The sequence below is a fragment of the Ketobacter alkanivorans genome, from assembly GCF_002863865.1.
GTDB classification, from domain to species: Bacteria; Pseudomonadota; Gammaproteobacteria; order Pseudomonadales; family Ketobacteraceae; genus Ketobacter; species Ketobacter alkanivorans.
Genome location: NZ_CP022684.1, coordinates 4,176,217 through 4,201,544, shown reverse-complemented (window position 1 = coordinate 4,201,544; position 25,328 = coordinate 4,176,217). Strand labels below are relative to the sequence as shown.

The following is a 25,328-nucleotide window of genomic DNA, read 5'->3' as shown; positions in this document are numbered from 1 at the left end:
ACAGAACGCATATTGCTCGGCATTTCAAACACATAGGTTCGGCATGGAATTCTTAGACTACCTGAAATACTTCTCTGAACGGGATGGATCTGACCTTTACCTAACCACCGGTGCACCACCAAGCGCCAAGTTCTACGGCAAGCTAACCCCAATCGCAAAGGAACCGCTCCCGCCCGGGCGGGTTAAGGAAATCGCAGACGCGATTATGACGTCTGATCAAAAAGCCGAGTTCGAGCACAAGCCCGAGATGAATCTCGCCATCTCGGAATCCGGAGTAGGTCGATTTAGGGTTAATATTTTCAAGCAACGCAATCAGTATTCTATGGTCATCCGCGCCATAAAAACCGTCATTCCTAATTATAAGGATCTAGGGCTGCCAGAAATCCTACCTAAGCTCATTATGCAGAAGCGCGGCTTGGTTCTGTTTGTAGGAGGAACTGGATCTGGAAAATCCACATCGCTGGCAGCGTTAATTGATTACCGAAATGCCAACAGTGCCGGGCACATTATAACCATCGAAGATCCTGTAGAGTTTGTTCATCACCACAAGATGTCCATCGTTAACCAACGAGAAGTGGGCATGGACACCAACTGTTACGACGATGCATTGGAAAACACCCTCCGCCAGGCACCCGATGTAATACTTATTGGTGAGATACGAACCGCAGAACAGATGGAACAGGCAATTGCTTTCGCCGAGACAGGGCATCTTTGCATTTCTACCCTGCACGCAAACAACGCCAACCAAGCACTGGATCGAATCATTAACTTCTTTCCAGAAGAGCGCCACAAACAATTATTCCTGGATTTATCTCTTAACATTCAAGGCATTGTATCTCAACGCCTAATACCCACCGTTGATGGCAAGCGTGCGGCAGCGATTGAGATACTACTCGGCACTCCTCGAGTTTGCGATCTTATCAAGCAGGGCAAGGTCGATGAAATAAAAGAGGTCATGCTGAAATCGGAAGCCCAGGGCATGCAAACCTTTGACACCTCGCTCTACAAACTCTACAAAGAGAATAAAATCTCCATGGATGAGGCGCTCAAGAATGCTGACTCAAAGAACAATCTTCGCCTGCGCATTACTTTAGAAGAGAACCCAACTGCCAACAATACACCTGCCCCCGCAAAATCAGATCCATCCAAACCAGCTGAAGCCTCAACTCAAAAACCAGAGCCGAACGCTCAAAAGCAGGCACCAACACCACAACCTGCATCGCAACCCAAGGCAGCTTCGCCAGGTTTATCGGGCCTTTCGTTAGAACCGATTGACGATGAAGAAGAAAAACCAGCCCCTACTGGACGTGCATCTTTCGGTTTACCGCCTAAATAACAAATCAAATTAATTACAGAGAGCAGCCAACCGAAAAGTCGAAATCAAACCGAGACCGTTCGAAATATAGTCTACTCTGAATAGTAAGCGATGCTTACTAGCATCGCTCCCGAGATATTTAAGTTGTTATCATGACGGGGTAATACATGAGTAGTACTGAAATCAGGGCCATTGGCCCCCTGGCTGCTTTTGCCATAATATTTTCTTCAAATACTTTCGCAACCGGCCCTACAAACGATTTGCTCTCCAGCGAACTGTGGGCACTCAAGAACTCGCCAAGAACGGCCGAGAACTCTCCCAGCAACATTTCATCAACCGAACTTTCAAACACTGGCACTTGTGCGGAAAGACCAACCATTTCCAACAACAGCTACATCTGCAACAGCTACACGAGCGCAGGTGTCGATGACATGGATATCAATGCTGTCGAAGGTTGGAGCACCTATCTTCCTGCAACCAATTTGAGCCAGAGCGAGGTTGTCATTGCCCTGATTGACACAGGCATCGACTACAACCATCCAGATCTAAAAAATAAAGTCTGGCTAAATCCTGGAGAAGCCACCGGCATCGATTCCAATGGCAACGGCATTGATGATGGATGCGAGGACAACATCGATGGCGACAACAATGGATACCTGAATGACTGCCATGGTGCCAGCACAATAGTTCCCAGAACCAATCCAGATGGATCTCTGAATGCTGATGCCGGAGACCCACTGGACAACGCAGCAGGCCATGGGACCAATATGGCGGGCGTTATTATAGCTGAAGGCAATAATGCCAGCGCCACCTACCACGGTGGCATCGTGGGCGTCGCCGGGCTGGAACCAAACATCAAGATAGCCACTTGCCAATCAGCAAAATTCGAAGCGGATGTGTTTCCATTAATACCAGGTACATCTGTACCCGCAGCCCGCGAGCAAGCCATCCGGGAATGCCTTTGGTACTTCTACAACCTGAAGCAATCAGGTATTAATATTGCGGTAATCAACGCATCCGGAGGCATGTCAAAGCACATCAACCTTTACGGCCTGATGTATCCGTTAGTCGCCGATGCCTATCAACTTAATACGCCGGAAATGTATTTACTGGCCGATTTAATTGAGGCCGCCGATATCCCCATTGTGTCCGCCTCAGGTAATAACAGTTGGAGCATCGACCAGGTTATTGATGAAAGGGCCTATTTTCCAGCATCGTTTGATAACAAGAACATCATTGCAGTTGCAGCGTCGAACAATCAGGGTAATCTTTGGAGCGGCAGTAGCTACGGTCGCTGGTCCGTAGATTTGCTTGCTCCAGGCGAGAACATCCTCAGCACTGCACCAACCTATCCAATTTTTTCAGCCGAGTCTGCAGACTTTGTTGTCACCCACGGCTCATCGCAGGCAACGGCATATGTCTCCGGCACCATCGCTATTCTGAAAGCCAATCAAAGCACCCAAGGGCTTGATGCCTTTTCCATTAAAAGACTGTTGATGAGTAGCGGCAAGAAACTGACTGATGGCCTCAGCAAAACCGTATCCGGCGCGCTGGTTCGGATGGCTGACTCCAACGGCAAGGGCGCACTGACCTGTAACAACCAGCTGTTTACTCGGCGTCAAGCTCCCAAAGCAAACAGTATGATTGCTTTACCAGGCGAAACCGTCGATATTGAAGTGCAGAGTTTTAACTGTGCCGACGCATCCGGCGTGCCTCACATAACTGTTACCGTGTCCCCCTCTGGAGACACATTCGAGCTGTACGATGATGGCTTGGGTGATGACCTAACCAGCGGCGACGGCATATACAGTGGATCATGGGTCGTACCTTATGGCGAATTTGAATACATTCTTTCCACCGGGTACGACTCCGTAATTGAGTCAGACGACCAACTGGTGATCACCGCTGCAATCGTCGAAGACAATACAGGCAACACTGATCGTACGGGTAAGTGGTGGCCATCAATATACCGATCAGGATTTTATGGAAGCAACTATCGCTACGCCACGGTAAATGATCCAGAGAAGCTTTTCGTATGGTCTCCCACGGTTAACCAGGCGGGCCACTACACTGCTTATGCACGCTGGCCTCAAGGCCCGAACTTTGCCACTAATGCAACTTACCGCGTTCATCATCAAGACGAGACCGATTTAAGTGAGATCGTTACAGAAGTCCAAGTTGATCAAACTCAAGACGGCAATCAGTGGATGGCGTTAGGGACATACTGGTTCGACGCAGGAACCCACGCCATACAAATAACCAACATCAACGCAGATGGCACAGTGGTGGCCGACGCCATTCAACTGGTGCCGGTACCTTAACCCATTCTTGATTTGAGTCAATAGCCCTCCTCTTCGTGGTGATATATTGAAACCATCGGAGGGGAGGAATATTCATGTTCTTAGATGACGTTGTGGTAGCTGGTCTAATTGTAATAGGTGGAACGTTGGCTTTTTTGTTCGGCATCGGCGTGTTTATATACCAAGATGCTCATAAGAAAAAGGACGAATCCGGCAGCGTTAAATAGCTCAGTTGATATAAGGCCTTCGATTCCAGGAATCCAAATTAATGAGGTGACTCAGTGAGCCACCTCTACCTCATAGCCAGTAAATTTACGAATGTTGATCACGCCCACATCAAAGATCAGGTACTGGCCTTTGATGCCAAGTAATGTACCTTCCACAGTTGGGTTTTTGTCAAAGTTCATACTGGTAACTTTGCTGGGGTATTCCAATACCGGGTAATTGATACTGACGGGCTCAGCCTCGGGCATGGCAACAATAGCTTCATCGCCCAACTGATCACGTAGGGCATCAAGCTCCAACTTGCATTGTTGTAGCAATTTATCCCGCTCTTCACGCATATCCAATTCCGTCACCTGATTCTTCAGCATGGCCTGCCAGCGGGTTTTATCGGACACATACTTACCTAATGTGATTTCCACCAGCCCTGAATGGAAGCGGTTTTTGACTTGAAATACCGGTATAGCCTGAATCGCCCCTTGATCAATCCAACGAGTGGGTACTTGATCATTGCGCGTGATTCCTACTTTTATACCAGATGAGTTCGACAAGTAGACAGTATGCCCCTGAAAACAGAAATTCTGTGCCCAGTCAGGTTCGCGACAGGTGCCCTCTTCAAAATGACACTTTTCCGGCTTAATAATGCAGGTATCACACTGTGCCAAAGAGCGAAAACAAGGATAGCAGTAGCCCTGGTCAAAGCTCTTTTTGGTTTTACGGCCGCAATGCGTACAGAAAATTTGATTGGTATGACGCAACAGGATTTTTGATCCCAGCAACGGATTCAAATCCAGCCTGCCATCTCCCAGGGGTAATCCGTATTCCACTGGTGTTTGCAGCGAAGACTTCAACTTCGATAATGTACCTTGCATAACAGCTTGTTCACTCTTGCCTCTCTTGGCTGGCTAAGCTACCAATCATCCTTGACGGGGTCAAACTCGATTGCTACAAACCAGATACACCCACCATCTTAGAGTGCTTCACTATGGAGTATCGTGCCTTAACCGTTTCCATCGAGAATAAAATTGCCCAAGTTACACTCAATCGCCCTGACGCTCTTAACACCATGAATCTGGATTTTTGGAAGGAACTTCCCACTGCGATTCGTGAAATCGATGCTGATGCCCGTGCTCGGGTGATCATTTTAGCCTCCACCGGCAGGCACTTTACTGCAGGGATGGATCTTGGTGTTTTCATGAATCCCAAAAATATTTCCCTGCAGGGCGACCCCGGCCGCAGCGCCGAAAACCTTCGCCGACTGGTTCTGCAATTGCAGGCAACCTTCAATGTGTTGGAATCCGTTCGTATACCCGTGCTTGCGGCCATACAGGGTGGCTGTATTGGCGGTGGGGTAGACATGGTGAGCGCTGCAGATTGCCGCTACTGTACTGAAGATGCGTTTTTCTGCATCAAAGAAACCGATTTAGGCATGACCGCAGATCTGGGCACGCTGCAACGGCTACCCCACTTGATCCCTCAGGGCATGATGCGTGAGTTGGCCTATACCGGTGCCAAACTTTCAGCACAACGGGCCAAAGAAATAGGATTAGTTAACGAAGTTTACCCAGATCACGACAGCATGCTCAATGCCGTTAGGAAGATCGCTGCCGACATCAGTAAGCGCTCACCTTTAGCCATTGCTGGGTGCAAGGAAATGATTAATTACAGCCGTGATCACAGCGTTCAAGATAGCCTGAATTATATGGCAGCTTGGCAATCAGGCATGTTCCGCCCTGAGGACATGATGAAAACCTTTGCAGCGAAGGCCCAGAACACCGATCCTGATTTTGAGGAGCTGCATCCAATAAGGCCGCCATTCAGCCAGGAATAAGAAACAGTCACTACAAATTCCAGTTCCAACTCCGTATACTCGCCCCCCTGTCCAAAACAGTAGGGGGGCGATTCCATGTTCAAATTAATACAGGCACTTGCACTGCTATTACTGTCTACTCAAGTCTGTGCCATATCCAATATTGAAAGTGAGCGGCCAGGCCTGCCGAACGAGGGCTGGACCGGCCACGTCGAATTTGGTATCGACGGCAAGACAGGCAACAAGCGCGAAGAAACCTACAGCGGTGCTGCCAAGCTAACCAACCGACAAAGCAACAACATCTACCTCGGCATTGTCGAGCGGGAATACGGCACCACTCGCGACATCAAAGACACCGATGACAGCTTTTTGCACGGCCGCTGGATACACATCCTCAATGATAAGTGGGCTGCTGAAGGCTTCGCTCAATGGGAAGAAGATGAGTTTGACAACCTGGAGTCACGCTCACTGGTTGGCGGCGGTGGACGCTATGTAATCGCTGCTGACGATAAAGTTTTCTCGTTGGCGGTGGGGTTTGGTGGTTTTCGGGAGCGGGAGGTGTTGGATTTGGGCACCTATGAGGATAAAACCTGGTTATGGAGAGTGAACACCTTTGCTGTGTACAAACACCGTCTCAATGATCAGATTGTTATATCCGCCACCGCCTATTACCAACCCAGCACTGACGATTTTGGTGATTTTCGCACGCTTATGGATGCCGCGCTGTCAGTAAAGTTGACTGACACTCTGGATCTGAAGGTGCACTATAAAGTGACCCATGATAGCGAACCAGCCAAAAACCTGGATGCAGACCCACCCATAGACAATTACGAAACCAACACCGAATACAAAACCACGCTGGTCTATAACTTCTAAATCTCTACTATCAAAAAATGGGCCTTCAATTCTGTTTGAAAGCCCATTTTTTGAATTGCCGAATACCTATTTCGAGCCTAACGCCTTGCTCAATTAGCCCTGACTCGCTGGGTTTTAAATCCCTTAAACCCGGACATCAGCAGTTGACGAAAAAACACCAGAAACGGACTTTCATCAATCTTGGGTTGCTTGCCCTTCGCAATTCTTTCCAATTGCCGTGCATACCAGACCGTTTCCATCATAGCCATGTCGTCAACGGTTTTGATCCCCGTAATTTTTGGTTTCACAGGGCTGGATTTTGCAGTGCCACTGAGGATGCGCGCACTGAGATCCGGCTCTAACGCCAACGGCCTGCCTAAGCCGACGATATCGGTAGCACCACTTTCCAGTGCTTCCATCATACCTTGAGCCGTACGGAACCCTCCGGTTACCATCAACGACGTTTTCACGCGCGAGCGAATCTTTTCAGCATACTCCATGAAATAAGCTTCCCGTGCTTTCGTTGATGCTTTCACGTTCTTGCCGGTCATTTCCGGTGACTCGTAGTTGCCTCCGGAAATTTCTATCAAATCCATACCCGCCTGATCCAGCATTTCCACTACCTGCATGGATTCTTCTTCGGTAAAACCACCCCGCTGAAAATCAGCCGAGTTCAATTTGATAGACACGGGAAACTGATCCGACACCTGCTCACGAATGGCTTTATAAATCTCCATCACAAAGCGGGCACGGTTTTCCAGGCTGCCCCCCCACTTGTCCTTGCGCTGGTTATGATGAGGGGACAGGAACTGACTCACCAGATAGCCGTGGGCTCCGTGAATCTGCACGCCGGTAAAACCGGCTTTCTTCACAACTGCTGCCGCGGTAGCGAAGCGTTGAATAATATCTTCGATATCCGACTCAGTCAGCTCTCTGGGGGCATTAAAGAAACTTTCAAAACGTTTCTGCAGTGGAATAGCCGACGGCGCTACCGGCTGTTTAGACACCATCTTGGGCGATTGCTTGCCTGGGTGATTCAGCTGCACCCAGATCTGCGTACCCTCCTGGGCACCAGCTCGCGCCCATTGGCTCAACATAGCCAGATCACGCTCATCCTCAATCGCCACATTACCAGGCTCACCAAGCGCCAAACGATCCACCATGATATTCCCGGTGATCACAAGCCCCGTACCTCCCTTGGCCCAAGCAGAATAGAGGTTAGTCAGCAATGCGGTAGGCCGATTGTCCGGGGTGGCCAAGGCCTCACTCATGGCTGATTTTCCAATACGATTTTTGATCACAACACCACAGCGCAGGGTAAGTGGCTGGGCCAAAGATTCCAGTGATGACAAGTGCGCCTCCAGTTTATAGGCCAGATGATAGTTCGATAATTGTAAAACTATCGTATAAAGCCAAACGAGTCAATCAATGCCGCGCGCACAAGAGAGTAATGACCCGGTAAGAGGACGTGATACAATCCCGCCACTTTTTTCTGGAGTACCAAACATGTTTAAAACGAACGAATATTTCGATGGCAAAGTAAAATCCATCGCTTTTCAGGGTGAGCGGCTACCTGCTACCGTTGGCGTCATGGCTCCCGGTGACTATGAATTTTCAACCTCCCAAAAAGAAACAATGACAGTAGTGAGCGGTGTGCTGACTGTGCAGTTACCCGGGGAGTCAGAATGGACGGCGTATCGCAGCTCGGACAGCTTTATCGTAGAAGCCAACACCAGCTTCAAGTTGAAAGTGGAGCAAGACACCGCTTACCTGTGCACCTACGAATAGTAATCTTCCCGTAAGACTCATGGCCTGCGCAACCTTCGCCAGGCCAACTCTTGCGGTGATGTCTTCTTAGAACTCCCCCATAAAACACCCCAAGTAAACAAGGTTTACGAATATTCTTTGGATGCATTCTGTTCAGCAATACTGCTAGAATTAACCAAGCTAATTAGGTTTTCAGGCCCGCGCTCGCAGAATCGATACGCAGGCCCCCTGATACTTGAATTCGTTTTAATTTGCATGGGTTCGTCACAAGGATAGACACGGCTTCGCATGGAAAGCGAGGGCTGATCCGGGGATCAGATAACCAGGCCACCTGCGAAAGTTGCTGTAGGAGCATACACCTTGAAGACGACATGGACGTTGAGGCTTTCTGTCGCGCGCTTCCCAAAGGCGAGCTTGTTGCTTCCGTTAGTTTTGGTACTAGTGTGTGCAGCCGGTATCAGCCAACTGAAATTCAACGTGGATTATCGGGTTTTCTTCGCCAAAGACAATCCCCAGTTAGCGGCCTTCAACCACATCCAAGACAATTTCAGCGCCTCCGAAAAACTGCTTCTGGTTTACACGCCTTCATCCGGTGATGTATTCACACCCCAGGCTTTAAATGCAGTCCAGGCTGCCACCCAAGAACTTTGGAAAACCCCCTATTCCACCCGCGTGGATTCCATCAGCAACTTTCAGCGCACCAGCGCGCAAGGTGATGAGCTGCTGGTAGACGATCTGATTCCAGAGGGATTGGAACTAAGTCAAGATAACTTGGCCGCAATCAGGACTTACGCCTTAAACGAGCCCATCCTGGTGAACCGGTTGATTTCAGCAGACAGCGATGTCACTGGTCTGCTGGTGACCATCAACAAGCCAGGTAACTCGCCACGCGAAGCCGCTTCCATAGTCGCCCATGGGCATCAAGTAGAAGCACTGATCAAGCAAATAGACCCAGGTGCCCGCGTTGACTTAACCGGTATGATTATGATGTCGAACACTTTCTCTGAAAGTGCCCGGGCGGACATGGCAACCTTGTTACCCCTGATGCTGCTGATCGTGATTTTGGGGCTACGCTTTTTTCTGCAAAGCTGGAAGGCCTGCATGGGCATCGTGTTAGTGATAGTGTTCTCTGCCCTTGGTGGCATGGGCGCTGGTGGCTGGATGGGTATTCAGTTATCGTCACCCTCTGCCGTGGCGCCCATGATCATTCTCACCATCGCCGTGGCCCACTCTGTTCACATTGCCAACACATTTCTACGCCTGCAACTGATCTCTCCGGGCAGCAACAATGCAGATACAACCATTGCCGATAACTTCAAACCTATGATGATTGCCGGGGGCACCACCCTTATCGGCTTCATCACCATGAATTTCAGTGATGTTCCCCCCTACCATGATTTGGGCAATATTGTGTCTGTGGGCGTGACACTGGCCACGCTGCTCTCTCTCAGCTTTCTTCCAGCCTTTCTGCACATGACTAACGCAACGCCAAAACGGGAGCTGTTCGTTAATCGCTACCTTATTCCACCTGTGCTGGGGCTGATTTCTCAACGCAGTGTATTAACTCTGCTAGTGGTTGGTGGATGCACCATTGGCCTGATGCTTTTCATCGGCAGCAATCGCCTTAACGATGAGTTTGTGGAGTATTTTGATCACAGTACCGACTTTCGCATCGCCACCGATTACACCGATGAACACCTCACCGGCATTTACTCTGCAGAGCTCGCCATTTCACGAAAAGGCAGCGCCTCAGCGTCGGACCCTGTTCTGCTCGCCGAGTTAGATGAATTCAAAAACTGGTTACTGGCACAACCAGAAGTACGTCACGTTGCCAGCATCAGCGACACCTTTAAACAAATCAATCAGAATTTGAACGGCGGTTCCAGCGATCAATATAGACTCCCCAACTCGGCCGACCTGGCATCCCAATATCTATTAATGTATGAAATGTCCCTGCCTTTCGGCCTGGATGTTTCGGATAAATTGAGCATGGATCGGCGCTCAACTCGGGTGGTGGTTACCCTTCACAACATATCATCATTGGAAATGCTGGATCTGGAAGCCCGCATGCAACAACACATCAACACACTATACCCCCAGTGGGAAACATTGTGTTCCAGCCCTATGCTGATGTTTGCCCATATAGGGCAGAAAAACATCAAGAGCATGATGGCAGGTATTTTAGTGGCGCTGCTTCTGATAGCCATTGCATTGGCTTTTACCTTTAGATCAGTACGATTCGGCCTGCTCAGCCTGCTGCCGAATCTTGTACCGATTATGGCGGTGTTTGGTCTGTGGGGCCTTACGGTGGGTGAGCTGGGATTATCTATGGCGCTGGTGGGTGGCATGTGCCTTGGTGTGGTGGTTGACGACACAGTACACCTGCTCAGCCGCTACCTGAAAACACGTAAGCAAGGATTGGAGGGGGCCCCCGCACTGGAGCAGGTGCTGGCTCACTCAGGCGCACCCATTGTTATCACCAGCATCCTGCTGACCGCAGGTTTTCTGCTTTTGGGCACATCCAGCTTTAAACTCAACAGCGATCTAGGTTCCGCAACGGGTTTAATCATCTTGTTTGCGCTGGCTTTCGATCTTCTGGTTATCCCGGCCTGGTTGGTTTGGATCGCAAAAACCAGCCCCAGTCCTACCGCAAAAACCGTTATAGAATAGAGTGTTAACGCACAGAACGAACAAAATACAATCTATCCAGTCAGTAGCCGAGCCTTTGCTATACTGAATTTAACGGTATTTTTCACGGACTTAGTTCACAACAGGCTGGCTTCTTTGCATCTAACCACCATTTTGGCCATCATTGTAGCAGTGGGGCTCTCGGTCTCCCGCGCGCACGCAGATGCTGTCAGCATACTGGTTCTGGACCAGCATGGTGAACCCGTCTCAGGCGCGGTACTTATGGGGCCACCGACTTATCGCCCTGCCAATGCTGCTGATACCCAAATGCGGCCTGCTGCGGTGATGGACCAAATAGACAAAGCCTTTGTTCCTCAAATACTTATCGTAGAACAAGGTCGCCAGGTAAATTTTCCTAACAGCGACAACATACGCCATCATGTTTATTCGTTCTCGAAGCCCAAGGTATTTGAACTCAAACTCTATGCGGAACAACCCGAACACCCGATTCCGTTCAATAACCCAGGCATTGTGGTACTAGGCTGCAATATTCACGATCGCATGACCGGCTACATCATCGTGAGCGATACCCAAAGTTGGGCGCAAACGGATGCGACTGGCAAAGCGCAGCTGGAGCTGCCCGCAAACCAACCGTTACGCATCTGGCACGCCCGAAAAGCCAGTGGCTTCGACGACGTCGAGGAGCGGATTCTGCCCACTACAACTGAGCGCGACATTGAACTCCGGCTGGAGTTGAAACCCATTCCCAAGCCCGAGCCCGTACGCGGCTTCGGCTCAGACCGGTTTAAACATCATGGCCGTTAGTGCATCTTTACAACAGCGCCTACTTCGCTTTGTTCTTGGCTTGCTCATCAGCATGGCCCTCACTGTTGCGCTCGCAGTTTGGCTGTCAACCACCAACCACAGCCACAATCAAATCGACAGTAATCTCTCCATAGCAGAAAGCGTGCTCAAGCAGTTATTGAGAAACAGAGAACAACAGTTGATGAGTTCAACTGAAGTGCTGACATCGGATTTCGGCTTCAAACAGGCGGTTGCCACCCAGGATAAAAGCACATTGGAAAGCGTACTGCATAATCATGGCGAGCGAATCGGCGCGGATCTGATGGTGCTGCTGTCTTTACAAGGTAAAATCATCGCTTCCGACACCGAGCAGGTTGAAGCGCATTTCAATCAAGATTTCTTTATTCGATCCAGCTTAAGTAATGGGGGGGCAACCGACTACCTGACCGTTAATGGACGCCTCTACCAAGTCATACTGTTACCGGTAAAAGCGCCTCTTCCCATCGCCATTGCCATGGTAGGGTTTGAACTGAACCGGGAGCTGGCTGAACAATGGAAGGATTTGACCGGGCTGGATATTACGTTTTATTTCAACAAATCCTCCTCTGACAAAGTGATCGCGTCAACCTTGCCCCCGGATCTTTGGTTAAAAGCATTAAGTGAGGCCTATACCCCTTATAGTACGCACTCGCTGCCTTTATTTGGACGCCCTCAATTTGCTTCACTCCAATTGGATCTGAACCAATCCAACAGCGGCGAGGCCGGACTTTACCTGACCTACAGCGTTGAGAAAGCCTTTCACGAGTTCGATGTATTACAGCTCAGAATTATCGTCATCACGTTCATTGGTGCTTTACTGGCCTCATTCGGCGGCATAGTGATAGCCCGCAACATGGCGTATCCACTTAGGTCTCTGGCCAAGACGGCCAGCCGCATGGCCAAAGGAGAATTTGGGCTTAAGGTTGATGTGCAACGTACAACCAGTGAAGTAAGCGAATTAGCCGCTGCCTTTGAAACCATGCAGGTTGGCCTGGCAGAACGCGAAGCCCGCATCGTATTTCAGGCTCACCATGACCCACTCACCAGCCTGATAAACCGTCAACATATTATCACTCGGCTCAAAGAGCATCTTGATAGTATCGACTACAAGCCCCTCAGCGTAATCTGCATCAACATCCTCGACTTCAGAATCGTGAACGATACGTTTGGCCATTTTGTAGGGGATCAATGTCTGAAACAAATAGGTGAGCGCTTAAGCGGATTGCCTGAACAGAATTGCCTGGCCGCTCGATTGGGTGGAGATGAATTCCTGGTGGCTATTCCACTGGCATGCAGCGTGGAACGCACCGCCGAAAACGTGCTGGCCACTCTATCCAGCGCTTACATGATTCAGCAGTTGGAAATCACTTTGAAGTTTTCCATGGGTATTGCTTGTGCGCCGAGAGACAGCACAGATGCAGACCAGCTGGTTCAACAAGCCAGTATTGCTCTGGATATGGCACGCCGAGAACAATTGGGTATCGCCTTTTACAACAGCAATATGGAACAAACCCATCTCAAGCGCTTGCAGTTACTGGCAGACCTTAAAAAGACGTTGGCTCAGAACGATGGCCAACTGCAAATGTATTTTCAACCCAAGGTATTGGCTAGCACCCAGGAGCACTTTCGATTTGAAGCGCTTATTCGCTGGATACATCCGGAACAAGGCTTTATTCCACCCGATTTGTTTATTCCGCTGGCGGAGCAGGCGGGCCTGATTGCAAACATCACCGATTGGGTCGTAGAAGCCGTTATAACGCAAATCGCGGAATGGAAATCCAACCAATTCACGGCTCAAGTGGCAATCAATTTATCGGCCAAGGATCTATCTCGTAAACACTTATTGGAAAACATAAAGCAGCTATTGGACGACTATAGCTTGCCCAGTGACAGCCTGGCATTTGAAATCACCGAAAGTGAAATTATGCGCGACGCGAAGGAAGCCATCGACTTGCTGATACGCTTCCGCAGCTTTGGCTTCGACCTGGCAATTGATGACTTTGGTACGGGCTACTCATCACTATCACACTTAAAGCACATGCCGGTGACCGAACTTAAGATCGATAAAAGCTTTGTGTTGCAGCTAGACCAGTTGGCGGATGATCAGATCATCGTGAAATCAACCATTGAACTGGCTCACAGCTTTAACCTGAAAGTTGTTGCAGAAGGTGTTGAGAATCAGGCCTCGATGGACCTGCTACGCGAATGGGGTTGCGACTGGCTGCAAGGATTTTATCTGAGCCGCCCGTTACCTGCCAAAGATGTACTCCCCTGGGTGGAGAACTTCGCCAAGCCGGATCAGGCTGCCAACAACTAGCGGCGGCGGCTTTGTCCTGACTTGCTCTTCCCGCTTTGGGGCTTCACGTCACCAGCCAGCATACAGGCACCGGCCTGCTCCAGCCATAACAGCGCTTCAATGTGATTTACAAAACGCCCTAGATATTCAGGGGATATGTCCTGCATTGCGATTAAGGAACGCACAACCAAGCGATGGGAATTCAGCGGCCCGGCATCCTCTGGAGCCTCATCCAACGCCTTCAATACTGCTTTTTCTGTACTGCGCTTGGCCCACGACTCTCTGAATTCCTTCAGCGCCTTTAGCTCACCGACCGGTAGCAACGCATCCAGATCAGCAACGGCATCCTCATCTTCAAACTGCTTGAGCGCATCCACTTCCTGCTTACGTAACAAGCCTTCAAAGGAATGATCCTCGGCCGCATCCTCACAGGATTCAGCACGCCGAGCAAAATGCGCCAGAACTTCCGTTAACGACGATTCCGATGACCGGCGCTGTAATCGTGCCGAGTGCCTTAGCACCGCTTTAATGTCACCAAAACGTAAATCATTCTGCCCTTCGGGATACTCATTCTGTATATCCTGAAGGGCATGCTGCGCCTGTTGTTTTACCCGCGCCCAATCGCAGCGATAATCGGCCAGCAATTGCTTTGCTCTTTCCAGTAATCGATATGCAACATCCTGGCGCTTCTCTTGGGCCCGCCGCACCAGAGATTCGATCCGGCGGAACCTGACAGGCTCATAACGATGGGCGTTCTGGTCAACCAGATCAGACAACGAATCCTGCAGCCCACGCAGCGTATCCGCATTACGTGGCACTTGGTCTGCAACATCAGTCATTGATTTGAAGCCCTTTTCCCGCTCTGGGTACCGGCGCCATTTCAACGCGACGATTACGCGCTCGACCTTCACGCTCTGCATTGGAAGCCACAGGTTGCTGCGCACCAAAGGCCGCAGCGAACACCATTGAAGAGGGCATACCCTCTTCCACCAGCGCTCTTGTGACGGTCAGCGCTCGCTGGGCAGAAAGCTCCCAGTTATCCTGATAACGATAGTTGTTCTTTTGGATAGGGAGGTCATCGGTAAAACCGCTCACCATAAGCAGTTCATCTCTCTCCCCCAGGTATACCTGCAAAGGCATGACCAATGTATGCAGTAACTCTCGGCCTTCCGGCTGAAGCTCATCTGAATTCAGCGCAAACAACACGCTACCGCTGATTCCAATACGTCCGTTGTTAAGCGTTATTCGACCCGTCGCCAAGGGATCGGCCAACGCTGCTTCCAACGCCATACGCCTCTGCTCCTCAGCCTGGCGCTTCTGAACCTCCTCTTCAAGGCTCTGCGTGAGTTCGAGCTGAATGCCCAAAACCCAAACCAGCACCAGCACAAACACGCCTACCAGGCCTGACATCAGATCACCAAAAATAGCCCAGATGGGTGTTGATGCAGAAACCGCATCATCCAGTTCCTCCATCAGACCACCTCTTCTGCTGCAGGTTCGCTATCGGCCTGTTGACGCAACTCTTCAATAATCTCTTTTTGCGACATCATGCTGAGATCAATGATCTCTTTGGCCTGAGCCACATAGTAAGCAAGCTGTTCATCGTTACGCGTGCTGGTTTTATCCAACGATTCTTCAATACGATTCAGACTTTCAATCAGCTTGTCATTGGAATCACTGAATAACTCGACCGCATAACCGAACGCTTCGCCAAGGCTGGATACCTCCACAGCACTGCTCTCAAGATTGGTTGCCATATCAGACAGTTTGCCGGTTTCGGCTTCAATGTAACGGCCAAACCGGTCACTTACCTGCGTCAACTGCGCGGCGGAGCCAGCTACCAGGCTTTCAATCGCAGCACGCTGCTCAGTAGAAACCTTCTCCAAGGAAATCAGCAACGCATTGAGATCCTCCATTATCCGCTGCCGTTCAATCAAGAGCCCGTTATCGCGCTCAATATTATTGGAAATTTCCTGACGCAGTTGCTCGATAACCTCTGCAGCCGCTTTAGGTGCCTGCGATGCGGTTTCCACCAAGCGGGCCATTGGCTCTTCCAGGGCACAGCCCAGTTGAGTCAGGTGCCCAGCCACAACGGCTTCCAAGTCGGAAAGACGTTCCACTGCCGCATTTGCCCGGGCGGACTCATCACCGCGTAACGCGCTCAGCTCTTCCCGCAGCATGGAAACCAGCCCTTCCATGCGGCCAGCTTGTTGATCCAGCCAGGTTTGCTCAGTCTCCATTCGGCTACGCAGCATATCGCCAGACCGCTGCAGTACGTGCGACCATTCGTCCAACAGCTTGGTGCTGGTACGATCGGAACGTTCGACCACCTCATTGGCTGAGGACTGAATGCTGTTCAATGCTGCCTGCTGTTGTGACAGCATCTGCTCTCCCTGTCGGCACCAGCTAGCTGTCAGCTGATCCGCTGTGCTCTGCAACGATGTGCTCCACAAGCCAAGACGTTGCTCATCCCCCTGCTCCAGTCGCTGCAACGTATCATGAGCAGTGGCTTCGAAACTCTGGGAAAAGCGGACAAGGGATGTCTCCACGGCACTCACCAGCTCAGTCTGTGACTGTTCATATCCTGCCAACCCTGTGCGCCAGGCCTCACTCACATCATGTGCGGTACTGCTGAACTGACCAGATAGCGCCTCAAGCTGAGATTGACCAACCTCTTGTAAATGTTGCTGGGTTTTCTGCGCCAGTTCGACCACAGAGCTCATTGCGGATTCAACCACGGGCTTGATGCTGTCACCGGCCATACGCCCACTTTCAGATAAGCTGGCCTGCAATGAGCCTTCAACCGACGCTGCCAGTTTAGAAAAAGTCTCTGTGGCGGTTTCCTGAAAGCGATGCTGGCCTTCAGTCAGGGCGGTGGTCATTGCCTGAGTCATGCGCTCCATATTGTCAGCCATCAACTGCAGCCGCTCTGCCACCTCAGGCAGCGCCTGTGCTTGGAACTGCATCGCTTTGAATGTTTCCTGACGATTGTGCTGTAATGAAAAAGCTCGAAACTCACTCGCTATACACTGATCAAGCAATCCAGTCGCGATCATGCGTTCACGCCTGCTCAATGTAGAGATCAACCCCAACATGGCAGAGGCAGCCACACCCGCTACAGAGGTTCCAAAAGCCAGCCCCAACCCCTTGATGGGGGCTGCTAAACCCGCTCGAATGGCCTGCAGTTCCGTGGTTCCCTCCAACGCAAACACCGCACCGTTCAACGTGACGACCATGCCGATAAAGGTACCAAGCAAACCCAGCATCACCAGCAAACCGACCAGATAGGGAGTAAACACTGGCCCCGGCAGTGCCACGCGCTCGCCTTCGATGCGCAAACGCACTGCATTCTGCAATGAGGGATGAACTTTCGACAGCCAGGCGTTCAGGTTTTCCAAATCCCCTGGCACATGACGCAAAGCAGTATTCAGCATGGCTGTGGCCTGACGAAACTGCAGCATCTCAACACAACCAAGGCCATACACCAGCCCAATCAGAATCGTAACCGCCAACGCCAGCCAATCATTACCTACAAAATCAGCGCCGATCCACACAACAGCCAACGCGCCCAATAAAAAAGCCACCACAAACAAAATACGAGTCATGGGTTTCGAATTACCTCTTTTTCCAAAGCCTCAACCAGTCCTAATACCGGCTGTAAACGCAAGTCGAGCTCTGCTAACAACAAAGCCTGAATATCCTTTCTGAATTGGTTAAGCCAGAGCGGCTGCTGATCCCGCAACAGGTTAAAACGCCTCTCCAGCAAGCGTGGAATCACACCGTAAAAACGCCGTATTTGCTCCCAAAGCGTATCGTCTAAAGCCTGATCCAAAAGAGCGAGCTTCTTCAAGGCGGGCGAACAGGCAGACAAAGCATCCCTTGCTGCCGAGCGCACTACCCGTATAGCAAGATCCTGCTCGCGCTGGTGGGCCGAATAAAATCGCAAAAAGGGTTCATAGCCCGATGCCGATTCTGCATCCACCACGGGCCAACGGATACGAGGTTTTCCATCGCCTGAGGTACAGCTTTGAATCACGTTGTTTACAAGGGTCGCCTTGGTTCGCAGCACCTCCTGCTTTACATCTTCCGCTGACTCGGTGTGGCGCTGGAAGCCCCTCTCGGGCTTGGCCTTGTGGGCATCAGACAGGATGATAGAGTCATTGAAACTCAACATCTGGCCCAGACGATCTGCAAAATCACGGTAGGCCCAATCGTCGTCAACCATGGCAAAATCCGAAAGCAACCTGACAAGCCTGGAATGCCGGTGTGGGGTAGCCGATGAAGCTTGATTCATAACCGATCACATAATCCGAAAAAAACACCACGATTCTTGCGAATGGATGCAGGCAGCCCTGTAGAGCTGAAGCAGAATAACGAGTCAGATCAGACGCTTAACGCTATGAACTGAAAGGAAAAAACGAACATCCGTGGCATTGATTGGTATTTTTATAAAGGCGCATTATGGCCAATCCAGCAGAATATTCAAGGCAAGCCGTCGTGGGTAAAAGTCGTGGTTCGGCGCGCTTCAAAGGGTTCCCGGATACAACTCATACATTAGCTGAACGGCACAGCATAACTGCCTGATATTCGAGCAAACCAGAGCAGCACGATCAGGTATTTATCCTATACTGGTGACGAAAGCCTCGCTGGGAGCCCCAACATTATGGTTTCACTTCGTCTCTGTTTCATAGCCATGCTGGCCACAACGTCCGGCTTCGCCAATGGTGGATCGGGTAAACTTCAAGAAACGGCTGGCGTAACTCAGTTGGAAGGCAGTGGCGGCGGTGGGCTGGTGCCATGGGCCACCTTAAGCGGTTATGACAGTCGGGATGAGTGGTCCAGCAGCGTCTTTATGACCCGAGTTAGCCTGCCGGACTATCGATTGCAAGCATTCGGAGCCAGTGCCAGCGTTTACGATCGGATCGAAATCAGTCTTGCCAGGCAGACGTTTGAACTGAAAAATGTTCCTTTTGGTGAGCGCGAAATCAACCAGCAGATTCTAGGGCTTAAGGGAAGGCTGTATGGCGACATCGTCTATGGTGCCTGGCCCCAAGTTGCCTTGGGTATTCAATATAAAGAACTGGGAAACGAGGTGATCGCCTCGGCCGTTGGCGCTGAAAATACCAACTCAGGTACCGACATATATCTGGCAGCCAGCAAAGCGCACTTGGGTGCCTTAATGGGCTACAACCTGGTTTGGGATCTGACCTTGAGAGCCACAAAGGCCAACCAGTTCGGCCTGCTGGGGTATGGCGGCGACAATAACGACAGTTACGAGATGATGGTAGAAGCATCCCTCGCTACCCTCTTCAGCCGTCAATTAGCGTTGGGAATTGAGTTCCGCCAGAAACCAGACAACCTCAGCGCACTGGAGGAAGAAGATGCCTTTGATATCTTCCTCGCCTATATTCCCAACAAAAATTTTAATATTACCGTCGCCTGGACTGACTTAGGCACCATTGCCGGTGAAGATGATCAGACCGGCGCCTACGTTTCTCTCACCGGCTACCTATGGTGATCACCATGACAAAAATCATACGTTTTACCGTTTTAGTGGCCTTTCTAACCGGGTTATCTGCTTGCCAAATATCACCGCCCCGGAACACCCTGTTTGATGAGCTGGGGGGAATGGAAGGTATCACTAAAATCACCGACGAGTTTATCTACGAGATCGGTCTCGACCGCAACGTTGTAAAACACTTTGCAGATACCGACCTTGAACGTTTCAGAAACAAGCTTATCGAACAACTGTGTGATGTAAGTGGCGGCCCGTGCCAATACAGTGGCGACACCATGCTGGATGTGCACAAGAAAATGAACATTAGCGAAGCGGAATTCAATCGCACAGTAGACCTGTTGATCTCGGCGATGAACGTAACAGGCATACCCCATACAACACAAAACAAACTGCTGGCAAAGTTGGCCCCTATGCGGCCAGATATCATCTACCAGTAAACGGGCGCTACACCGCCAGCCCCATCTCGTCACTAATATAGCGATGAATCTCATCGGCTGCCGAGTTATCCATATCGAAACAAACCCGAACGAAGTGGTTCTGCGTAGAGATCACTCGCCCCTGCATACGCCCAAACTCAAATTGTAATGAGACTGGGTCACCCAACTTCACTCCCATGGCTCGCCGAAATTGCAGCATCGCACCCTGCTCTGAAATATCCCTGACAAAAACTTCCACAGGACGGTTCGCTATTTCTCCCTTAATAGACTGACGGAACGAGACCCTCGGGAAGCGACGACGAGAGCCTTGCTGTTGAATGCGTTCAAAATCCATCAAAATGTAAGAAACCAGGAAAGCGACCGCAAAACCCCGACACGCACCAAACAAAAAGAACATGACAAGATTCAGTGCTGTCGTATCCAGCCCACGAAACGATATGTGAATAAGCATTTGCAGTACACCTGAAATCAAGGCGTACTGCCCGCCGATCTGAATGGCTTTACGCTGCACACCTTCCTGAGAGGTAAAATATCGCCCTCTGCTGCGGATAACCGCCAAAGCCAAAACGCCGAAATTGATTGCCAACCACAGATACTGAGGTTTGAATTGTTCTCTGGATAGCAAAAAAAACACACAGGATCCCAGTGTGGCAAACGCAAACCCCAACACATACGTTGCCAGATTCCGTTCACCAAGGGGGCCTTTAAGAGCCTCATTAAAGAACAACCCTAAACAAGCTGCCACTGCATACGAAACCCAGCCACCCAATGACCAGAAAAATATCCTATCCACTGTGAACCACTGCCCACCACGAGGAGCGGATACGCCAACGACATCAAACAACAGCATGAACAACATAATGATCAAAACACAGCTAACCAACAAACCACCCACTACTAACACAGTAGGCAATAAAATCCTGAACTCCTTCTGATCAACAAATTCCAAATTGAAACCGAACTGAGCCAATGTTGACTGCCGTGCAACGCTATCAGGATAGGATTTGACGTAGTTTTTCGCTAGAATCTCAGCCAGCATCGTCACTGAGCTTTCCAGCTCACGGCAATACCCCTGCACCGCCAACATATCCGTTTCCTGGTTTTGGGCGGGTAACACAGCAGCAATTTCATTCAGCCTTGTCTCTATGCGATATAAATCATTTGCGCCAGGGTATTGAAATTCAAACTGCTTATTCAATTTTAACAAGTACATGGCATACACCAGCATCTGCCCTGCTGCCAGCGCCTGATCAACGCCTACACCACCTTTGCCTCCCTTACCGACCGCACACCAAAACTCCGAAAAGCCCTTATCTGATAAAGATTGCACCACGCTTTTCGTGAAATCTGACCCAAGCCCTCCATTTTGAATAGCATCGACAATTTGCAGCTTCAACCCTAAAGCAGCTCTGGGCACTCGAGCTGCTGTCAACAGCACACTACGCCAGCGCTCATCAATCCTGGACACATAAGGAATCTGCAATAACACAACGATGATAGCCAAATACAGAATGAAACTTTGCGGGCCGAACAAAGCATGGAGTCTATCCAGGATACCTGCAGAATCGAGTGAGCCAGCACCGGAGGAAAGCCACTGCGTCACCATTTTACGCAGCTCTTCAAATCTACTGACTGAGAAAGCAAGAAGTACAAACGTTAAGAGATAAACAGATGCATAGCCTATAAACACTCGATCATGGATGTAATCTCTCGGCTGCCCCTGAAACTGACCCTGCTCAGAAGCAGGCCAACGGTTAAAGCGAGGCCATATTACTAATGCCAGTACGGCTCCACACAATAAATAATCCCATATAACCACTTGTTCCATTGCACTATCCCTTTGTCTATCCCTTATTCATATTCCCTGAAGAAGACAGCCCATCTTTGACAGTAGGCCAATGCATTGAAACATCAAGACTTCGATCACCGTTTGGCATTATTAAAGATTTTAAACCGCAAACTTTGAGACAATTACACCGTCATCGTTCAATCAACAACCTAAAGCACTTCTCGCTCAAGTGTCGCAACCCATTGCACCGACTGGCTAACAGGGGCAAGATACTGACAGCGCTTACTCTGCCTCCGACAAATTCATCATTGAGAGCCCGACATGACAATAAACAGCATCCCCAGCACTCAACTGAGACTGACTTCAAATATAACCAGCGCAGGAAAACTGATATTGAGCCTGGAAACCATTCCAGTGCCCGAACCTGCTGAGCATGAGGTTTTGGTACGCATAGAGGCAGCTCCCATTAATCCATCGGATCTGGCTCTGCTGGTGGGCCCTGCGGATATCAGCACCCTGCAGGCAAGTGGCACTCAGGACAACCCAACCATAACCATGGATGTACCTGAAAGCCTGTTAAAGCCCATGGCGAAGCGCCTGGATACACCAATGCCTGTAGGTAATGAAGCTGCTGGTGTAGTGGTAACTGCCGGAGCAAAGGCCTCCCACCTGCTGGGTAAAACGGTAGGCATAGCAGGTGGAGACATGTATTGCCAATACCGATGCATTCCGGCAACAAACTGCCTGGTGATGAACGAAGGCACTACCGCCAAAGAAGCAGCATCCTGCTTTGTTAACCCGCTGACCTCACTGAGCATGGTAGAAACCATGCGCATGGAAAACCATAAAGCCCTGGTTCACACAGCCGCTGCATCCAACCTGGGGCAAATGCTGGTAAAAATCTGTCAGGCAGACGACGTCCCGCTGGTAAACATCGTGCGCAACGAACAGCAGGTCGCCATACTCAAACAATTGGGGGCTCAGTATATCTGTAACTCCAGCTCACCTGATTTCATGCAGAGTTTAGTAACTGCACTGATTGAAACCGGAGCGACACTGGCGTTTGACGCCATCGGAGGGGGCAAGCTTGCCAGCCAAATCCTTACCGCCATGGAGATCGCGATCAACCACGACGCCAAGGAATACAGCCGCTACGGCTCATCCGTGCACAAACAAGTGTATGTGTATGGTGGCTTAGACCTAAGCCCAATCGTGCTGAACCGGGCCTTTGGTATGGCGTGGGGTGTGGGTGGCTGGCTGCTGACCCCCTTTATCACCCGCATGGGAATGGAACGCTTCTTACAGTTAAGACAGCGCGTTGCCAACGAGATCAACACCACGTTCGCCAGCCACTACACCCAGGAGATCTCTTTAGCAGAGACTCTCAACAAGGAAATCATCCTGGGTTACACCAAACAGGCTACCGGAGAAAAATACCTGATAACCCCGCAAAAATAGCCAAAACCGGTGTTAAACGGAGGCAGTGGGCACATCCCCAGTTGCTGATTCTGCCTCCCCCTTGCACCCAATCTGACCTTCAACCCCTTGCGCAGATGCGAATTTTTTGGGCAGCCCCTGTAACCCCGCACCCAAGTAAGGTATAAAGTGCGGCATGAAAACCCCAAAAGCTATCCAACCCCTGGTCGATGATGGCATCGTCGATGAAGTGCTTTATGCTGTCCTGAGCGGCAAAGAAGCCAGTGTCTACGCCGTACGATGCGGTGAAAACGTCTTGTGCGCCAAAGTTTATAAGGAAGCCTACAAACGTAGCTTCAAAAAAGCTGCTCAGTACCAGGAAGGCCGCAAGGTACGCAACAGCCGCCAGGCTCGGGCCATGGAAAAGCGCTCCAAATTTGGCCGCGACCAACAGGAAGAAGCCTGGCAAAACGCTGAAATCAACGCTCTATACCGCCTGGACGAGGCGGGAGTACGAGTACCCAAGCCATTCGGATGTTTTGACAGCGTGCTATTGATGGAGATGGTAACGGACGCCGAAGGTGATGTAGCCCCCCGCCTGAACGATGTCAGCATGAGCGCCGAACAAGCTCGGGAGGATCATGCCTTGATGATGCATTACATCAAATTGATGCTGTGCGCAGGTTTGGTACACGGTGATCTGTCTGAATTCAACGTACTGGTGGACGAATATGGCCCGGTAATCATTGATCTACCACAGGCCGTAGACGCCGCCGCCAACAACAATGCCCAAACCATGCTGGAGCGGGACGTAAACAACATCACCGGCTATTACGCCCAATTTGCACCGGAACTGACCTCCACTCGCTACGCCCAGGAAATGTGGTCACTGTTTGAGGCTGGGGAACTCACCCCGGAACTTGAACTAAGCGGGGAGCATATGGACGACGAAGGCGCTGCTGATGTAGATAGCGTGATGCTCGCCATCAAAGCCGCTCTGGAAGAAGAACGGGAACGTCAGGAACGACTACGGGAAGATTCGGAAGCAAGAGACTAAGGGCCAAAATGTCTCCTCTGTAACCTAGGAAACAGCTTGTAGCCGTTCTCGTATATCTTGGCAAGGCCGCCACCTTGGAGTGCCTTGAGTTTAGCGGCTGAAAGATTCAACTCCGCGAGTTCAACCGGAACCAGCGCTGCTGGCGCGAAAGGGTAATCCGTTCCGAGCACAATATTATCGACTCCGAACTGATTGATCGTCGGGTAAAGCGAGTTTTCAGTTGGCGATAGCGCCGTATCGAAATACAGTTTTTTCAGATAGCTGAGTGATCCTTGCGGTGAACGCTCACGGAGTTCAGGAAATTTAAGATCAAGTAGCGACAGCCTCCAAGCCACATAAGGAATGGTGCCACCAGCATGGGCAAGTATCCATTTTATATTCGGAAATCTTTCGAATGTTCCATTCCATACCATATTTGACACCGCTCGGGTCGTATCGATAACAAACTCCACAGCAAAAACCGGCACATCCAAACCCAACAAATCAGTCGTCGTATGGTTGTTAGGATGAACAAATACTGTTGCACCCCGATCATTCAACACGGCCAGAATGTCATCCTGGGTAGAATCACCGAGGTAAACCCCATCAGAATTTGTTAACAAACACACTCCGTCAGCCTGTAATACATCTAACGCATATACCGCCTCATTCACTGATTCATCCACCAGTGGCATCGGCAACGTTGCATAGAAACCAAATCTTGCAGGATTGTTAACTGTCAAACCTGCCAAGTACTCATTCACCTGGCGTGCCAAACTCAATGCGCCAGCTGCATCACCAAAATAGGTACCGGGCGCGGACAGCGACAAAACAGAAGCCGTTATATTGTTGAAGTCCATGACGTTAAGAGACTTTTGCGGAGTCCAATTGGGGAAAGCAACTCCGGTATTCGATACCCCTCGCCTTTGCAGCTCCCGCAAGTAGAAATCAGGCAATGCATGGTGATGAACATCAATCTTATTTGCACCTGCTCCAGAACAACCGGACAGGTTAGAATCAAGCGTTGCGACCGCCCCAACCGCTAACGTTGTTTTGAATAATTCTCTCCTATTCATGCCCACCCCTCACACGCTTT

Annotated in this window: 22 protein-coding genes; 13 read left to right on the top strand and 9 right to left on the bottom strand. The window is 50.3% G+C overall.

Annotated features, from left to right (window positions below):
- Positions 1–43: 43 nt before the first annotated feature.
- The gene (locus Kalk_RS18050) at positions 44–1,336 is read left to right on the top strand and encodes a PilT/PilU family type 4a pilus ATPase (RefSeq protein WP_101895577.1); all 1,293 of its coding nucleotides are present in this window, start codon (positions 44–46) and stop codon (positions 1,334–1,336) included.
- 118 nt (positions 1,337–1,454) lie between these two features.
- Here the strand turns inward: Kalk_RS18050 and Kalk_RS21270 are convergent, their stop codons facing one another.
- Positions 1,455–1,703 carry a hypothetical protein gene (locus Kalk_RS21270; protein ID WP_158643568.1) on the bottom strand — a complete coding sequence of 83 codons (249 nt, stop codon included), beginning with the start codon at positions 1,701–1,703 and terminating at the stop codon, positions 1,455–1,457.
- Positions 1,704–1,746: 43 nt separating this feature from the next.
- On the opposite strand from Kalk_RS21270, the gene Kalk_RS18045 reads away from it, so the two are divergent.
- Together Kalk_RS18045 and ccoM are read left to right on the top strand one after the other, a co-directional pair.
- Positions 1,747–3,636, top strand: coding sequence for a golvesin C-terminal-like domain-containing protein (locus tag Kalk_RS18045; RefSeq protein ID WP_158643567.1), 1,890 nt, complete (start codon positions 1,747–1,749; stop codon positions 3,634–3,636).
- 74 nt (positions 3,637–3,710) lie between these two features.
- On the top strand, positions 3,711–3,842 hold the full coding sequence (gene ccoM, locus Kalk_RS21710) for a cytochrome c oxidase subunit CcoM (protein ID WP_324772560.1): 132 nt from the start codon (positions 3,711–3,713) through the stop codon (positions 3,840–3,842).
- Between the two features lie 51 nt (positions 3,843–3,893).
- Here ccoM and Kalk_RS18040 read toward each other — a convergent pair whose 3' ends face one another.
- Positions 3,894–4,709, bottom strand: coding sequence for a DUF2797 domain-containing protein (locus tag Kalk_RS18040; protein ID WP_101895575.1), 816 nt, complete (start codon positions 4,707–4,709; stop codon positions 3,894–3,896).
- Between the two features lie 113 nt (positions 4,710–4,822).
- On the opposite strand from Kalk_RS18040, the gene Kalk_RS18035 reads away from it, so the two are divergent.
- Together Kalk_RS18035 and Kalk_RS18030 are read left to right on the top strand one after the other, a co-directional pair.
- The gene (locus Kalk_RS18035; RefSeq protein ID WP_101895574.1) at positions 4,823–5,668 is read left to right on the top strand and encodes a crotonase/enoyl-CoA hydratase family protein; all 846 of its coding nucleotides are present in this window, start codon (positions 4,823–4,825) and stop codon (positions 5,666–5,668) included.
- 75 nt (positions 5,669–5,743) lie between these two features.
- Positions 5,744–6,523: a DUF481 domain-containing protein gene (locus Kalk_RS18030; RefSeq protein WP_101895573.1), complete on the top strand. Its 780-nt coding sequence runs from the start codon at positions 5,744–5,746 to the stop codon at positions 6,521–6,523.
- Between the two features lie 89 nt (positions 6,524–6,612).
- On the opposite strand, the gene Kalk_RS18025 is transcribed toward Kalk_RS18030, so the two are convergent.
- Positions 6,613–7,854, bottom strand: coding sequence for an NADH:flavin oxidoreductase/NADH oxidase family protein (locus tag Kalk_RS18025; protein WP_101895572.1), 1,242 nt, complete (start codon positions 7,852–7,854; stop codon positions 6,613–6,615).
- 154 nt (positions 7,855–8,008) lie between these two features.
- Here Kalk_RS18025 and ppnP point away from each other — a divergent pair, with 154 nt between their 5' ends.
- The 4 genes from ppnP (at position 8,009) to Kalk_RS18005 (ending at position 14,057) form a co-directional block, all read left to right on the top strand.
- Positions 8,009–8,290 carry a pyrimidine/purine nucleoside phosphorylase gene (gene ppnP, locus Kalk_RS18020; RefSeq protein WP_101895571.1) on the top strand — a complete coding sequence of 94 codons (282 nt, stop codon included), beginning with the start codon at positions 8,009–8,011 and terminating at the stop codon, positions 8,288–8,290.
- A 339-nt stretch (positions 8,291–8,629) separates the two neighbouring features.
- Positions 8,630–10,939, top strand: a complete 2,310-nt coding sequence (locus Kalk_RS18015) for an efflux RND transporter permease subunit (RefSeq protein ID WP_101895570.1) — start codon at positions 8,630–8,632, stop codon at positions 10,937–10,939.
- 114 nt (positions 10,940–11,053) lie between these two features.
- The gene (locus Kalk_RS18010; protein WP_101895569.1) at positions 11,054–11,722 is read left to right on the top strand and encodes a cupredoxin domain-containing protein; all 669 of its coding nucleotides are present in this window, start codon (positions 11,054–11,056) and stop codon (positions 11,720–11,722) included.
- Complete coding sequence (locus Kalk_RS18005; RefSeq protein WP_101895568.1) at positions 11,712–14,057, top strand: bifunctional diguanylate cyclase/phosphodiesterase; 2,346 nt, start codon at positions 11,712–11,714, stop codon at positions 14,055–14,057. The genes Kalk_RS18010 and Kalk_RS18005 overlap by 11 nt, the downstream gene beginning before the upstream one ends.
- Here the strand turns inward: Kalk_RS18005 and Kalk_RS18000 are convergent.
- The 4 genes from Kalk_RS18000 to Kalk_RS17985 are packed head-to-tail and all read right to left on the bottom strand — an operon-like array spanning position 14,054 to position 18,330.
- The gene (locus Kalk_RS18000) at positions 14,054–14,875 is read right to left on the bottom strand and encodes a DUF2894 domain-containing protein (RefSeq protein ID WP_158643566.1); all 822 of its coding nucleotides are present in this window, start codon (positions 14,873–14,875) and stop codon (positions 14,054–14,056) included. The genes Kalk_RS18005 and Kalk_RS18000 overlap by 4 nt on opposite strands.
- The gene (locus Kalk_RS17995) at positions 14,868–15,509 is read right to left on the bottom strand and encodes an OmpA family protein (RefSeq protein ID WP_101895566.1); all 642 of its coding nucleotides are present in this window, start codon (positions 15,507–15,509) and stop codon (positions 14,868–14,870) included. The genes Kalk_RS18000 and Kalk_RS17995 overlap by 8 nt, the downstream gene beginning before the upstream one ends.
- Entirely contained in the window at positions 15,509–17,641 is a 2,133-nt protein-coding gene (locus Kalk_RS17990; RefSeq protein ID WP_101895565.1) for a DUF802 domain-containing protein, read from the bottom strand. Before Kalk_RS17990 ends, Kalk_RS17995 begins: the two co-directional genes overlap by 1 nt.
- A complete protein-coding gene (locus Kalk_RS17985) occupies positions 17,638–18,330 on the bottom strand; it encodes a DUF3348 family protein (protein WP_101895564.1) in 693 nt (230 codons plus the stop codon). Before Kalk_RS17985 ends, Kalk_RS17990 begins: the two co-directional genes overlap by 4 nt.
- Positions 18,331–18,699: 369 nt before the next feature.
- Here Kalk_RS17985 and Kalk_RS17980 point away from each other — a divergent pair, with 369 nt between their 5' ends.
- Positions 18,700–19,554, top strand: a complete 855-nt coding sequence (locus Kalk_RS17980) for a DUF3034 family protein (protein ID WP_101895563.1) — start codon at positions 18,700–18,702, stop codon at positions 19,552–19,554.
- Between the two features lie 5 nt (positions 19,555–19,559).
- Positions 19,560–19,991 (top strand): group I truncated hemoglobin, encoded by a 432-nt coding sequence (locus Kalk_RS17975; protein WP_101896388.1) that lies wholly within the window; start codon positions 19,560–19,562, stop codon positions 19,989–19,991.
- A 7-nt stretch (positions 19,992–19,998) separates the two neighbouring features.
- On the opposite strand, the gene Kalk_RS17970 is transcribed toward Kalk_RS17975, so the two are convergent.
- Complete coding sequence (locus tag Kalk_RS17970) at positions 19,999–21,819, bottom strand: PilZ domain-containing protein (RefSeq protein WP_101895562.1); 1,821 nt, start codon at positions 21,817–21,819, stop codon at positions 19,999–20,001.
- 282 nt (positions 21,820–22,101) lie between these two features.
- On the opposite strand from Kalk_RS17970, the gene Kalk_RS17965 reads away from it, so the two are divergent.
- Entirely contained in the window at positions 22,102–23,238 is a 1,137-nt protein-coding gene (locus Kalk_RS17965; protein WP_101895561.1) for a zinc-binding dehydrogenase, read from the top strand.
- Between the two features lie 154 nt (positions 23,239–23,392).
- Positions 23,393–24,253, top strand: coding sequence for a PA4780 family RIO1-like protein kinase (locus Kalk_RS17960; protein ID WP_101895560.1), 861 nt, complete (start codon positions 23,393–23,395; stop codon positions 24,251–24,253).
- Here Kalk_RS17960 and Kalk_RS17955 read toward each other — a convergent pair.
- Positions 24,250–25,308 (bottom strand): amidohydrolase family protein, encoded by a 1,059-nt coding sequence (locus tag Kalk_RS17955; protein ID WP_101895559.1) that lies wholly within the window; start codon positions 25,306–25,308, stop codon positions 24,250–24,252. The two genes, Kalk_RS17960 and Kalk_RS17955, sit on opposite strands and share 4 nt — an antisense overlap.
- Positions 25,309–25,328 lie beyond the last annotated feature (20 nt).

Excerpts from the sequence above, each read along its gene's own strand:
- Kalk_RS17970 (WP_101895562.1), bottom strand. The coding sequence starts at position 21,819 with ATGGAACAAGTGGTTATATGGGATTATTTATTGTGTGGAGCCGTACTG.
- Kalk_RS17980 (WP_101895563.1), top strand. The coding sequence starts at position 18,700 with ATGGTTTCACTTCGTCTCTGTTTCATAGCCATGCTGGCCACAACGTCC.
- Kalk_RS18000 (WP_158643566.1), bottom strand. The coding sequence starts at position 14,875 with ATGACTGATGTTGCAGACCAAGTGCCACGTAATGCGGATACGCTGCGT.
- Kalk_RS17965 (WP_101895561.1), top strand. The coding sequence starts at position 22,102 with ATGACAATAAACAGCATCCCCAGCACTCAACTGAGACTGACTTCAAAT.
- Kalk_RS18005 (WP_101895568.1), top strand. The coding sequence starts at position 11,712 with ATGGCCGTTAGTGCATCTTTACAACAGCGCCTACTTCGCTTTGTTCTT.
- Kalk_RS17960 (WP_101895560.1), top strand. The coding sequence starts at position 23,393 with ATGAAAACCCCAAAAGCTATCCAACCCCTGGTCGATGATGGCATCGTC.
- ppnP (WP_101895571.1), top strand. The coding sequence starts at position 8,009 with ATGTTTAAAACGAACGAATATTTCGATGGCAAAGTAAAATCCATCGCT.
- Kalk_RS17955 (WP_101895559.1), bottom strand. The coding sequence starts at position 25,308 with ATGAATAGGAGAGAATTATTCAAAACAACGTTAGCGGTTGGGGCGGTC.
- Kalk_RS18045 (WP_158643567.1), top strand. The coding sequence starts at position 1,747 with ATGGATATCAATGCTGTCGAAGGTTGGAGCACCTATCTTCCTGCAACC.
- Kalk_RS18040 (WP_101895575.1), bottom strand. The coding sequence starts at position 4,709 with ATGCAAGGTACATTATCGAAGTTGAAGTCTTCGCTGCAAACACCAGTG.
- Kalk_RS18050 (WP_101895577.1), top strand. The coding sequence starts at position 44 with ATGGAATTCTTAGACTACCTGAAATACTTCTCTGAACGGGATGGATCT.
- Kalk_RS18030 (WP_101895573.1), top strand. The coding sequence starts at position 5,744 with ATGTTCAAATTAATACAGGCACTTGCACTGCTATTACTGTCTACTCAA.
- ccoM (WP_324772560.1), top strand. The coding sequence starts at position 3,711 with ATGTTCTTAGATGACGTTGTGGTAGCTGGTCTAATTGTAATAGGTGGA.
- Kalk_RS17985 (WP_101895564.1), bottom strand. The coding sequence starts at position 18,330 with ATGAATCAAGCTTCATCGGCTACCCCACACCGGCATTCCAGGCTTGTC.
- Kalk_RS18035 (WP_101895574.1), top strand. The coding sequence starts at position 4,823 with ATGGAGTATCGTGCCTTAACCGTTTCCATCGAGAATAAAATTGCCCAA.
- Kalk_RS17995 (WP_101895566.1), bottom strand. The coding sequence starts at position 15,509 with ATGGAGGAACTGGATGATGCGGTTTCTGCATCAACACCCATCTGGGCT.
- Kalk_RS17990 (WP_101895565.1), bottom strand. The coding sequence starts at position 17,641 with ATGACTCGTATTTTGTTTGTGGTGGCTTTTTTATTGGGCGCGTTGGCT.
- Kalk_RS17975 (WP_101896388.1), top strand. The coding sequence starts at position 19,560 with ATGACAAAAATCATACGTTTTACCGTTTTAGTGGCCTTTCTAACCGGG.